This is a genomic window from Saccharicrinis aurantiacus, from assembly GCF_001660705.2.
Classification (GTDB): domain Bacteria; phylum Bacteroidota; class Bacteroidia; order Bacteroidales; family Marinilabiliaceae; genus Saccharicrinis; species Saccharicrinis aurantiacus.
Window position 1 is genome coordinate 42,063 of the sequence record NZ_LYBV02000030.1, and the last position, 12,537, is coordinate 54,599.

The 12,537-nt window shown below is 34.0% G+C and carries 10 protein-coding genes and 1 tRNA gene; 8 read left to right on the forward strand and 3 right to left on the reverse strand.

The window, feature by feature from the left end:
- Positions 1–2: 2 nt before the first annotated feature.
- The 5 genes from A8B35_RS13085 to A8B35_RS13105 all read left to right on the forward strand — a co-directional run bounded on the left by A8B35_RS13085 (position 3) and on the right by A8B35_RS13105 (position 3,812).
- Complete coding sequence (locus A8B35_RS13085; RefSeq protein ID WP_139314894.1) at positions 3–539, forward strand: hypothetical protein; 537 nt, start codon at positions 3–5, stop codon at positions 537–539.
- Complete coding sequence (locus A8B35_RS13090; protein WP_068473265.1) at positions 536–1,786, forward strand: hypothetical protein; 1,251 nt, start codon at positions 536–538, stop codon at positions 1,784–1,786. The genes A8B35_RS13085 and A8B35_RS13090 overlap by 4 nt, the downstream gene beginning before the upstream one ends.
- A 46-nt stretch (positions 1,787–1,832) precedes the next feature.
- Positions 1,833–2,183, forward strand: coding sequence for a type IV pilus modification PilV family protein (locus A8B35_RS13095; RefSeq protein WP_068473268.1), 351 nt, complete (start codon positions 1,833–1,835; stop codon positions 2,181–2,183).
- Between the two features lie 122 nt (positions 2,184–2,305).
- On the forward strand, positions 2,306–2,683 hold the full coding sequence (locus A8B35_RS13100) for a hypothetical protein (protein ID WP_068473271.1): 378 nt from the start codon (positions 2,306–2,308) through the stop codon (positions 2,681–2,683).
- Positions 2,676–3,812, forward strand: coding sequence for a type II secretion system F family protein (locus A8B35_RS13105; protein ID WP_068473274.1), 1,137 nt, complete (start codon positions 2,676–2,678; stop codon positions 3,810–3,812). Before A8B35_RS13100 ends, A8B35_RS13105 begins: the two co-directional genes overlap by 8 nt.
- Before the next feature lie 92 nt (positions 3,813–3,904).
- Here the strand turns inward: A8B35_RS13105 and A8B35_RS13110 are convergent, their stop codons facing one another.
- The 3 genes from A8B35_RS13110 to A8B35_RS13120 form a co-directional block, all read right to left on the reverse strand.
- Positions 3,905–5,119, reverse strand: coding sequence for a site-specific integrase (locus A8B35_RS13110; RefSeq protein WP_068473277.1), 1,215 nt, complete (start codon positions 5,117–5,119; stop codon positions 3,905–3,907).
- A gap of 246 nt (positions 5,120–5,365) precedes the next feature.
- Positions 5,366–5,452: transfer RNA gene (locus tag A8B35_RS13115), tRNA-Ser, on the reverse strand.
- 93 nt (positions 5,453–5,545) lie between these two features.
- Positions 5,546–6,562 carry a LacI family DNA-binding transcriptional regulator gene (locus tag A8B35_RS13120; protein WP_068473280.1) on the reverse strand — a complete coding sequence of 339 codons (1,017 nt, stop codon included), beginning with the start codon at positions 6,560–6,562 and terminating at the stop codon, positions 5,546–5,548.
- 146 nt (positions 6,563–6,708) lie between these two features.
- Between A8B35_RS13120 and A8B35_RS13125 the strand changes: the two genes are divergently transcribed.
- The 3 genes from A8B35_RS13125 to A8B35_RS13135 all read left to right on the forward strand — a co-directional run bounded on the left by A8B35_RS13125 (position 6,709) and on the right by A8B35_RS13135 (position 12,518).
- A complete protein-coding gene (locus A8B35_RS13125; protein WP_068473283.1) occupies positions 6,709–8,349 on the forward strand; it encodes a sodium:solute symporter family protein in 1,641 nt (546 codons plus the stop codon).
- Positions 8,350–8,504: 155 nt separating this feature from the next.
- Positions 8,505–10,781: an FAD-dependent oxidoreductase gene (locus A8B35_RS13130; RefSeq protein WP_068473286.1), complete on the forward strand. Its 2,277-nt coding sequence runs from the start codon at positions 8,505–8,507 to the stop codon at positions 10,779–10,781.
- Between the two features lie 132 nt (positions 10,782–10,913).
- Entirely contained in the window at positions 10,914–12,518 is a 1,605-nt protein-coding gene (locus tag A8B35_RS13135; protein ID WP_068473288.1) for a sulfatase family protein, read from the forward strand.
- Positions 12,519–12,537 lie beyond the last annotated feature (19 nt).

A 12,537-nucleotide genomic window follows, 5' to 3' on the forward strand; every position in this document is an offset into this window, starting at 1 on the left:
TTATGAAATTGAAATCAAATACTAAGACAACATATTTATTGTTGAGTTTAGTGATTATATTATGGTCAATTATAGTAATAAGGATATTTTCATTTAAAAGTGAAAATGATAATGTTGTTTCAATTAAAAAAGCAAAAGAAAAAAAGCTAATAGTATCGAAAAATGAAAATGCATATATATTAAACCAACAATACCCCGATCCATTTTTTAGGAAGGTTAATAATGTTAAAAAAGTAAATTCTATTCGGCCAAAAAGTGACACGTTTAAGATTTCTAAAACAAGAATGCTTTATAACAAAAATAAAGATAATGTTTCAGGGTCTAAGAATATTCCTTCTATAGTATATATAGGGGAATATTCAAATACGAGTAAAAACACTAAAGTAGCAATTGTTTCTATAAATGAGGCGCGACATATTGTAGGTGTTGGAGCTAGTATTAATGAGTTCACAATATCTGAAATTTTTACTGATTCAATAAAGCTTTTAAATAAGAAGGATACGATTATTGTTGTAAAAGTTATTGATACTAATTTATGAAGTTTAAAGCAGGTATATTACCATTTGTTATAGCAATCAGTATGATTGTGGCATTAATTTGTAGTGCTTTCTTTTTGGTAGTTTATTATTCTAATATTAGAACCGTACAGTATAAAAGAGATTTAAATGTAATTAATAATTTAAATTCTTTAGAAAATCTAGTGCTGTCTGAAGGAGGATTATATAGTTATGATATAACTTCTAATTTTGATTTATGGGGTAGAGGTTCTGATTCGGTATCAGTATTAAGAGAACGGTGGGGAGGTTTTGAATTATTTAAATTATGTGCTTATACAAATAGTTCAATTACAAGATCATCCTTATTGGTAGCTAATAAAACTACCGTATATAATGGCAAAGCCCTTTTTGTTTCAAATAGATCTGGACAGTCTTTATCATTGGTAGGCAATACAGAAGTTATAGGAGATGTTCTAATTCCACGTCAAGGGCTTGTTAGTGGTTTTATTAATGGAAGAAGTTTTATAGGGAACACATTTGTAAAAGGGAATATAGACTATAGTAATGGAACAATACCTACAGTATCCCAAGAAGTGGTGGATTATTTTAAGAGGCTAAGACTAATTTCAACAGATGTTGAAATAATCAATTATAATCAAATTAATACCAGAAGTATAAGTAACCCTTTTATAGGTAAAACAGAGTACTATTATAGTATGGACCCTATTGTGATAGATAAAAAGATAATGGGGAATATAATTATTATATCCGACTCGGAAATAATTCTAACTTCTTATGCCAATACTGATAATGTAATCTTTGTAGCACCACAAATAAGAGTAAAATCAAATTTTAGGGGTAATTTTCAAGCTTTTTCTACGCACCAAATTATAATTGAAAATGATGTAATATTAGATTACCCAACGCTATTATTTTGTAATGCAATAGAAGGTTCTCAAGTGCGTATAGGATATAATACAGTATTGAAGGGTGGCATATATCAACAAGATTTCATGGGTGAACAGAATGATGTATCTGCGAGTATTATAATAGATCAGGCGACGATAATGGGTCAAGTTCTTACTTCAGGTAGTGCAGAAGTATATGGCAATATTTACGGTCAATTGATATGTGAGAAAGTAGTGTATAAAGATAGTAATGAAAAGTTTTATGAAAATTATTTAGTGGATTGTGAGATTAATAGAACTTTGTTATCGGATGATTTCCTTTTTCCAATTGTATTAATGGATCAATCTAAGGATACTCAATTATTAAGAAGGGTATTCTAACGATTTGTTAAGCTAAATATTTTATTAATTTGTTATTAGTTTAATAATGGATAAATCACTAAAGTGTTCCACTCTAATTGAAACTATTGTAGCCATGTTAATAGCATCAATAGTATTTACCATGGCATTTGCAACGTTATTGAATTTATTTTCTTCATCAAAGTTGTATACGCAGGCCTATTACGAACTAAATGCATTTAGTCGTATGGACGCACTTAAAAATAATTTAGTTCATGGAGAAGTAGAGTTATTGAAAGAGTATGATTTCTTTATACTAAAAGAAAATGTTAGCTATCATAGTGATGATTTGATGCTTTTAGAAGTTTTTATTTATGATAGATGTGAAGTTTTAAAGGCAGAAGTAAAATCATATATGCCTCGACCTATCATTAAGTAAACTATTAAATGTATAAGGTGTCAAGTAAACTGAAATCTTTCACTGTCTTGGAGGTAGTGATTGTTGTTTTAATATCATCATTATTAACTTTATTTGTAACAGCTGGTTATCAATTTTTAATAATGCGGTATGTCTCGTTTGTTGATTATAATAATGCTTACGATGATTTAATGATTGTTGATAGGCAATTGCGGTATGATTTTATGAATGCAGATATTGTAACTTTTGATAATGGTAATATCATAAATGTCACAAAGGAAAATTTCAACAGTATTTCCTATATATTTCAGGAAAATGTAATAATACGAAAGCAGGGAATTCGTATTGATTATTTTAAGTTAGATGTACTTGAGAAACAAATAAGATATCTGACTTTTCGTGAAAAAAAAACACATCTAGTAGATAGATTTCACCTTCATGTTACTATCATGTCAAAACCAATTTTACTTAGTTATGCTATTAATTATGATCCGTATTTTTTAATGAAACAATATGAGTGATAAAACAAATGGAGTGATATTAAAAAAGACTACCAAGATTAGTGATAATAAAATAAATTCAACTAATCAAATACCCTTCACTATAAGAAAAACTAAATTATCAGATAAAGATAAAGAGTTATTTTATTTGGAATTATTTTCAATGCTTGAGGCAGGTATTGACATAAAGCGATGCTTAGATATTCTAATGACACAACAAACAAAAGTTGCTGATAAAGAAATCTACAAACAGCTCCAAATTCTTATTTTAAAAGGTAATTCCTTATCCTCTAGTATGAAGAGCGTTAAGGTGTTTTCATCATACGAGTATTATTGTGTCCAAATAGGAGAGGAGAGTGGTCAACTATTAAAGGTTCTTGTTGAATTGTCAGGGTTTTACACTGCTAAGTTGCGCTTACGTAAACAGCTAGTGAAGAGTCTTTCATACCCATTTGTTATTGTAATGGCTTCTATAGGTGCAGTTGCATTTATGTTAACTTTTATAGTCCCAATGTTCAGTGATATTTTCAAACGATTTGATGGTAATTTACCCTATTTGACTAAAATTTTCATCAATTTGTCTTCTACAATTGGGAATAATATTATTGCTATATTATTAGTTATGTTTATTGGTGTAATTGGTATTATTTACGGTTTTAAAAATAAAAAAATAACTAAAAAAATGCAGATATTATATTTAAAGATACCATACGTAGGCCAATTAATATCGGGGATTTATTTGTCAAGGTTTTTTTCCTCAATGTCATTACTCCTATCATCTAAAGTCCCCTTGGTAGATTCCTTAGATTTAGTAGGTAAGATGGTTGAATTTTATCCATTACAAATCATTCTAGTTAAAGCAAAAGCAGATATTCATAAAGGAAGTAGCTTATGTAGTTCATTGAAAGGTCATAAACTGTTTGATGCAAAAGTTATAGCTATGGTAAATATTGGTGAGGATATAAATAAGTTGCCTGAGTTTTTTGCTAAATTAAATAGTCGTTACACAGAAGAGTTAGAGGTAAAATCAGCTGCGTTAAATACTTTTCTTGAACCAATAATTATTATGGGTTTGGGTATAGTTATTGGCTTAATTCTCGTATCAATGTATCTACCTATGTTTAAACTATCAACATCGATGGGGCTTTAGTATTTAATAGAGTTGAATATTAACTTATAGATTAGGAAGTCTTAAAAAGTTGAATTTCCCCTTTTTGGGGGAAATTCAGATCATCATATCGATTAGTACAAATTCTTAATCTTCTCCATGTTCTTTTGAATTAAAGCTTCCGTTGTTCGTGCATAACGCTGCGTCATTTTAGTGCTTGAATGACCCAATGTTTTTGAAACAACCTCCAACGGTATATTATTTTCCAAAGTAACGGTAGTTGCAAAAGTATGCCGTGCTGTGTGTGTCGATATGGGTTTATCAATCCCACATATCATACCAATCTCTTTGAGGTATGCATTCATTTTTTGGTTGCTTAAAACAGGGAGTACTGCATCCTTTTCAATTAGTTCTGGAACATCTTTATATTTTGCCATCAGCTTTTTAGCCGCATCAATTACAAATATGGTACTCATCTGTTTTGTTTTCATCCTCTTTTTATGAATCCAAGTACTACCATTTCCATCTGTAGTAATATGCTCACGTTTTAGTGTTTTAACATCAGAGAATGCCAATCCTGTAAAACAACAAAATACAAAAACATCTCGCACCTGCACTATTCTTTCAATGCTAATATCTTTAAATATAATTGTATAAAGTTCTTCTTTACTAAGGTAGATTGCATCAACAGGCTTAAGTTTAAATTTAATTGTGGAAAATGGGTCTTTCTTCATCCAACCATTGGCTATGGCTATTCGAACTATCTTCTTAAAGTTCTTTAGATATTTAATGGTAGTGTTGTGTGCACATTTACGCTCTGTTTTTAAGTATAGCTCATAATTACGCACAAACTGATGGTTTAGGTCTTCTAGTGCTAGGTCTTCGCGTTTATACTGCCATTTAATGAATTCTTTAGTATGCATGTAAGAGGTTTCGTAACGCTGAACCGTATCAGGGGCAAAGTCAATACCAATTAACTTCTTGGCATTATTGTTATGTTCCCGAAATACTTTTAAGATGGTTCTTCGTGTTTCTTTTTTGCCAACTAGTTTTTCTTGAATAATGCGAGCAGTAACAGTTTGGTTATCTAAACGCATAAAGTCTATATAGGATAATATTTTCTTGTTGTATTGATCAATAAACTCATTGATCTCAATAGCAAATTGAGTTTTGCCTTTTGCTCTTTCCTTTTTGTCATCCCATAATTTGGGAGGGATGTGCTTTTTTAACGAGAACTCAGTTCTTTCTTTATTAATAGTAATTCTTACGAATATTGTTGCATCACCCTTTTGGGTAAGTTTTGTTCTTTTTATAAAGAACAAGGTTTTGACATTTTTTAGTCCACTCATAACGATAATTTTTAATGTTAAAATTATTTTTACAAGCTCATTATGTAACGATCTAAAACCAAGCAATACAGTGCAATGTAGAGTTTTTCAGTATATCAATCGAGGACTTGAAGAGGAGCATATTAAGTCCTCGATAAGTCCGCTCTAAAACTGCCTTTTCCTGCTATTTATTGCACACTTTTGCGCATAAAAAAACCCTGTAAGTGTGACTTACAGGGTTTTACTTTAAATTGCTTTCGCACTCAGCGGAGAGAGGGGGATTCGAACCCCCGGTACCGGTAAAGGTACATACGCTTTCCAAGCGCACACGATCGGCCACTCTGTCACCTCTCCTTATTTCAGTTCGGCAAATATATAAAAAGGAATCGGATTTACTGTAGTAATACTAGTGAGCAAATTATGTTTTCTGAAATGGTGAGATTTCATTTACCCATTGGTAATTTGAACAGAAGATTCTCTAATATTTAATTTACCGTTAAGAACTATGCTTTGCGGAACAAATATACCCTTGTTATTAATCTGTTCTACCAATAATTCGGCAGCAGCCTTTCCAATTTCGTAAGTTGGCTGTTTTACCGAAGTTAGGCTAGGACATACATGCTCTGCTAATTTCGATTCTGAGAAACCTACAATAGCCACATCTTCGGGTATCTTATAACCATTGTTCTTAAGTGTCTTCATAAAGCCGATGGCACTTTGGTCACTTGCTGCAAAAATAGCACGAGGTACAGTATCTTCTTCCACCATTTGTTGTGCTAATTCTTCACCCTCACGCATGCTAAATCCACAGCTGATTATATGGCCAGGAGTTAATTTATACTTTCGGTGTGCATCATTAAAACCTCTACTTCGTTCTTTACTAAGTAATAAATTTTTAGGACCAGCAATATGGGCAATGTCAGTATAACCCTGAACAATTAGGTGTTCAGTCGCAAAAAAAGCCCATTTATAATCATCAAAAACCACTTTACTAGTATTTAAATTCTCAGCTACTCTATTGAAGAAAACGATAGGCATGTTTCGTTTCAATAATTTCTCATAAAAAGAATTGTTATTGTTTTCTGAAGTGAGCGAAACAAGTAGTCCATCTACCATATTATCCACTAATGTTTCTACATTCTTCAGCTCTGTTTCTTCCGATTCGTTCGACTGCATAATTAATACCTGATAGCCTTTTTCGTGCAAAACTTCTTGTGCACCCAGTAAAACCTCTGGGAAAAAACTATTTACAAACTCGGGCACTACTATGCCAACATTAAAAGATCGTTGCTGAATTAGTTTTCTGGCAATGGGGTTGGGGCGATAGCCCATTTCTTCTGCAGTTTTTAAAATCAACTCTCTAGTTTCGGGTTTAATATCGTACTTATCATTAAATGCTCGCGATATTGTTGATACTGCCAGATTTAATTCTTTTGCGACATCCTTTATGGTAATATGTTTCATATATATTGCTGGATTTTGTGCGGCTAATTTCGGAAACGTTTCCGAAAAATAAAAACGTTTTCAGAAACGTTTCCGAAAAATATTGCGATTATTTGTTAGTTCAAGCTAATTGAATTAGCTTATTTAGCATCAAACAAAAAATAAACATGGGAGCAATTGATTTAACAGTAATCTTAGTATTTACACTTTTAGTTTTTATCTGCGGTATGAGTTTTTCTCGCTCGGGCAAAAACATGAAATCCTTTTTTGCAGCCGGAGGTGCTTTACCCTGGTGGATGAGTGGGCTATCATTATTCATGAGTTTCTTCTCTGCAGGTACATTTGTTGTTTGGGGTTCCATTGCCTATCAAAGTGGATGGGTGGCTATTGCTATTCAGTGGACCATGTGTATTGCAGGTATTATAATTGGTTTATTTATTGCACCCCGTTGGCAAAAAACGGGCGCATTAACAGCAGCCGAATATATAACAGACCGTTTGGGGTATAAAACACAAAAGGTTTATACTTACTTGTTTTTATTGATCTCGGTATTTACAACGGGCGCATTTTTATATCCCGTTGCAAAAATTGTTGAAGTATCTACCGGTATTCCTATTTATGCGAGTATAGTATTTTTGGGCGTATTAATATTAATATATACCACAGTTGGTGGACTTTGGGCGGTAATTGTTACTGATGTGCTGCAATTTGTTGTATTAACAGCAGCAGTGCTTATTGTAGTACCAATGTCCTTTGATAAAATTGGTGGAATAAGTGAATTCGTAAATAATGCACCTGATCATTTCTTCGATTTTGTGAATGATGAATACTCGCCGTTATTTATGGTTGCCTTCGGATTGTATAATCTCTTTTTTATTGCAGGAAACTGGGCCTATGTACAGCGTTATACCTCGGTAGGTAGCCCAAAGGACGCTAAAAAAGTAGGCTTGCTGTTTGGTGGTCTTTACGTTTTTAGTCCACTTATTTGGATGTTGCCACCAATGATTTATCGTGTTTTAAATCCCGATTTAGGTGGCTTGGCCGATGAAGGTGCTTATCTTTTAATGTGTAAAGAAGTATTACCAGTTGGTATGCTTGGTTTAATGTTAGGCGGAATGGTATTTGCAACATCAAGTTCGGTAAATACTACCCTAAATATATCAGCAGGTGTTTTAGCTAATGATGTATATAAAAACCTAAAACCCAATGCCAGCGATGAACAGTTAGTAAAGGTAGGTAAAATTGCTACAATTTCTTTAGGTGTCATCACCATCATTGTTGCCCTACTAGTGCCTATGTTAGGTGGTATAGTTGAGGTGGTTATGAGTTTAGCTGCTTTAACAGGAGGTGCAATGTTTTTACCGCCATTATGGTCCTTGTTTTCTAAAAATATAACAGGTAAATCAGCCTTAACAGTTACTGTTATTTCATTAATTGTAAATGCATTTTTTAAATTTTTAGCCCCATCGCTTATAAACGTTGAGTTAGGAAGAGCCGCAGAAATGATGCTTGGGGTAGGGTTACCTATTGTTTTATTATTGATATCGGAATTTATTCTAAGTGGCTCACCATCTAAGGGTACTGAATATGAAATGTATCAAACAAAAATTAATGCAAAAGTTAAGCTAGAGGAAGACGAAACTGCAGGAAATAAGAAAGGAGCCAGAGTAATTGGTATAGGTGTTGGAGCAACGGGCTCGTTAATTTTAGGCCTATCTTTTATAGCCGAAAATGGCGCTACCTTAGTTGGTAGTATGGGGCTTATTGTATTAATAGTTGGAGCAATAATAGTATATAAAAACAAGTAATATTCGTTCTTTAACCACTTGTATATATGGGTGTTTCAAGGTTCTCGCGAGACTTAGATTATCCAATCTCATCCATTTTGTGTGGTTTAAATAAGAGCATATAATTTGATGACTAGCTAAAGGCATCAAATAAACGATTCAAAAGAAATTGAAAAATGATTCAAGAGAATTTCTCAACAAAAAAGCGCGATAATAATACCGTGCACATGCAAGCCGATTTTGTAGTAGTCGGAGGAGGATTATCGGGTGTTTGTGCGGCAATAACAGCAGCACGTAAAGGAACTAAAACCATCTTAGTTCAGGATAGACCTGTATTGGGAGGGAATGCATCGTCAGAGGTTCGCTTATGGGCTTTGGGGGCAACTTCGCATATGGGAAACAATAACCGCTGGTCTCGCGAAGGCGGAGTTATTGATGAGATATTGGTAGAAAACTTATATCGCAATAAAGAAGGTAATCCAGTTATTTTTGATACCATTTTATTGGATAAGGTAGTTAGCGAGAGCAATATCATATTACTTTTAAATACTTCAGTTTCTGAGGTAGAAAAGAAGAATGATAGAAATATAAAAAGTATAATAGGTTTTAATAGTCAGAATTCAACTGAATACAAAATTAGTGCGCCATTGTTCTGTGATTCAACAGGTGATGGTTTGGTTGCTTTTCAGGCGGGTGCGAGTTTCAGAATTGGCGCAGAATCTAAAGAAGAATTCGGAGAACTTTTTGCTCCAGATAAATCTTATGGGGAGTTATTAGGACATTCTATGTTCTTCTATAGTAAGCCAAGCGATAAGCCCGTTAAATATGTGGCGCCATCCTATGCATTAAAAGATATTAGTGCCATTCCTCGCTATAAAATCATCCGTAAAGATCAAACGGGGTGTAATTTCTGGTGGTTTGAGTATGGAGGCCGTTTAGATACAATACATGAAACCGAAGATATTAAATGGGAGTTGTGGAAAGTAATATACGGCGTTTGGGATTACATTAAAAATTCTGGTGAATTCGAAGGCGTAGAAAACCTCTCTTTAGAATGGGTTGCCAATGTTCCGGGTAAACGCGAAAGTCGCAGGTTCGAAGGTTTATATATGATGAAGCAACAAGATGTATTAGGCCAACAGAAATTCGATGATGCGGTTGCATTTGGGGGATGGGCTGTCGATTTACATCCTGCAGATGGTGTTTATAGCGAATTATCAAGTTGTACACAATGGCATTCAAAAGGTGTGTACGATATTCCTTATCGCAGTTTTGTAAGTAAGGATATCGACAATTTATTCCTTTCAGGTCGTAATATTAGTGCTTCTCATATTGCATTTGGTTCTACGCGGGTAATGCTTACCTGTGGTTTTGGTGCTCAGGCAGTAGGGATGGCAGCTGCTATTTGTAATGAGGATAACTTGTTGCCAGCGCAAATTCTGGAGAACGGTAAAATAAAACATCTTCAAAACGAATTGAATAAAACAGGGCAAAGTATTTTAAATAAACCAATTGAAAGAAGTGAGAATTTAGTTAACGATGCAGAACTTACAGCTTCTTCATCTTTACAATTAACAACGCTGCCAAATAGTGGCGAATGGTTAAAGTTAGGTGTTTCTGCAGCGCAAATGTTACCATTAAAGGCCAATCAGAAATATGCATTTAGCGTGCAGTTAAAAGCTGATGCCGATACCGAATTTGAAGTGCAATTGCGAAGATCAGAATTGGCGAGTAACTATGCACCCGAACTAATTTTGGAAAGTAAAACAATCACCATCAGTAAAGGAATACAAGATGTTAATTTTGAATTTGATACTACAGTTGATGAAGATTTGTATGGATTTATAACTTTCATGGCAAATGAGCACTTAAGCATTGCTGAAAGTAATACACTAGTAAGTGGTGTAATGACCGTCTTTAATGGGGTAAACGAAAAGGTATCTAATAATGGTAAACAAACGCCACCTGATGGAATTGGAGTTGATGAGTTTGAGTTTTGGATTCCAAATCGTCGTCCAGAAGGTAAAAATATAGCCATGCAAATAAGTCCGGCCATTTCATCCTTTGATGTAAATAATATTGGAAATGGCTATGTGCGTCCTTGGTTGCAAGCCAATGCTTGGGTTGCTGACATTAACGATAGTCATCCAACATTAAAAATTGAGTGGAATACAGAAAAAGAACTCTCTTCTATACGTTTATTTTTCGATACAGATTATGATCATGCTATGGAAACAGTTCAGTATGGACATCCAGAGGACGTAGTTCCATTTTGTGTTCGCAATTTTACAATTAAAACACTCGATGGAGTTGTAATTAAGGAAGTAAGAGGGAATTATCAGACCATGAATTATATACAAATTGATGAAGCAATTAAAACCAAAGGTTTAATCATAGAAGTGGAGCACCCATCAAAAGATGTGCCTGCTTCAATCTTTGAAGTTATCTGTTAAAGCACTTTGTATTATCCGAAGTACTTAGCATTTAAGGCTTCGGATAGTTAGGTTTTTAATTGAAATGGAGTTTAGCTAAAAATAGCCCTAGATAAAATAAAATATGGATTTGAGTACTAACTATTATTTTCTATGATTAAAAACTATTTACTCTATATACCAATTCTAGTATTAACTATTGTATCGTGTGCTAAAGAAACGAAGCCTGTTAATATTTTATATATCATGTCTGATGATCATACCACACAGGGCATTGGTGTATATGGAAGTAGACTTGCAAAATTAAATCCAACGCCAAATATTGATGCCTTGGCGGCGGATGGAATTGTATTCGATAATGTATTTTGTAACAATGCTATTTGTACGCCTAGCCGGGCTAGTATTCTTACTGGGCAATATCCACAAACCAATGGAGTACTCGATTTGCACGCTGCCCTACCAATTGAGAAACAGTATCTGCCGCAGGAAATGAAAAAGCTTGGTTATCAAACTGCAGTTATAGGAAAGTGGCATTTGAAAAATGAACCCAGTAATTTTGATTATTACGAAGTGCTTCCTCTGCAAGGAAAATACCATAATCCAGATTTAATATGCCGAGATGGAAGTATTACTAGAACCATCAACTTTGGAAATGGGCATAAGCGTGAGCTTAAGGTTAATTCATACAAAGGTCATTCCTCAGACATTATTACTGATCGATCGCTAAATTGGCTTAAAAATAAGCGCGATAAATCTAAACCATTTATGCTGCTGCATCAGTTTAAGGCACCTCATGATATGTTTGAGTATGCCGAGCGATACAGTACTTACCTTGAGGATACTTATATTCCAGAACCAGCTAGTTTATATCAATCGGGAAACCATGGTTCCATAGCGACTAGGGGAGAAAATGATGCTCTAATACACGATATTGGTTCTTCTGTAGGAATGCGTAATACCATTAGAGGGATGGGGCGTACTTTAAAAATGGGATTAGATTCTAATGATCCACAGCATAAACACAAGGCTTATCAAGAGTATTTGAAGCGTTATTTGCGTTGTGTAAAGGGAGTTGACGATAATATTAAACGTCTTTTAGATTATCTTGAGGAAACGGGTGAGTTAGACAATACCATTATTATTTATACAGCTGATCAAGGTTTTATGCTAGGGGAGCATGATTATACTGACAAACGCTGGATGTATGAAGAATCAATGCGCATGCCTTTCATTGTGCGTTATCCAAAAGCATTTGAAAGAGGGATACATAGTGATATGCTAATTAATAATACTGATTTTGCTCCTTCAATTATTGAAATGGCAGGAGGGATTGTACCAAAGTATATGCAAGGTTCTAGTTTTAAAAGTTATTTAGATACAGGAGTAGAGCCCGCTGATTGGCGCACATCAACTTATTACAGATATTGGATGCATATGGGCAGTCGACATGCAAACCCAGCACATTTTGGTATTAGAACTAAAGTTTATAAATTAATTTTCTTTTATGGCAGATATTATAAACCAGGAACAAAGTCAGATACCTGGGGGAGGTACGATTTTGATACTCCTGTAGCTTGGGAGTTTTATAATTTAAGGCAAGATCCCGAAGAAATGCAAAATGAGTATAACAATCCAAAATATGCCGATGTAATTGCTAATATGAAAGAAGATCTTTTAAAAAAGCGAGCAGATTTAAACGAAGAAGATGAAGATTATCCTCACATTCAGGAAGTGATCACAAAACATTGGAACGACTAATATAGCTTTAAACACCTTC

Bases quoted from the DNA above. Each gene is read 5' to 3' on its own strand.
- A8B35_RS13085 (WP_139314894.1), top strand. From the start codon at position 3: ATGAAATTGAAATCAAATACTAAGACAACATATTTATTGTTGAGTTTA.
- A8B35_RS13090 (WP_068473265.1), top strand. From the start codon at position 536: ATGAAGTTTAAAGCAGGTATATTACCATTTGTTATAGCAATCAGTATG.
- A8B35_RS13095 (WP_068473268.1), top strand. From the start codon at position 1,833: ATGGATAAATCACTAAAGTGTTCCACTCTAATTGAAACTATTGTAGCC.
- A8B35_RS13100 (WP_068473271.1), top strand. From the start codon at position 2,306: ATGCGGTATGTCTCGTTTGTTGATTATAATAATGCTTACGATGATTTA.
- A8B35_RS13105 (WP_068473274.1), top strand. From the start codon at position 2,676: ATGAGTGATAAAACAAATGGAGTGATATTAAAAAAGACTACCAAGATT.
- A8B35_RS13110 (WP_068473277.1), bottom strand. From the start codon at position 5,119: ATGAGTGGACTAAAAAATGTCAAAACCTTGTTCTTTATAAAAAGAACA.
- A8B35_RS13120 (WP_068473280.1), bottom strand. From the start codon at position 6,562: ATGAAACATATTACCATAAAGGATGTCGCAAAAGAATTAAATCTGGCA.
- A8B35_RS13125 (WP_068473283.1), top strand. From the start codon at position 6,709: ATGGGAGCAATTGATTTAACAGTAATCTTAGTATTTACACTTTTAGTT.
- A8B35_RS13130 (WP_068473286.1), top strand. From the start codon at position 8,505: ATGATTCAAGAGAATTTCTCAACAAAAAAGCGCGATAATAATACCGTG.
- A8B35_RS13135 (WP_068473288.1), top strand. From the start codon at position 10,914: ATGATTAAAAACTATTTACTCTATATACCAATTCTAGTATTAACTATT.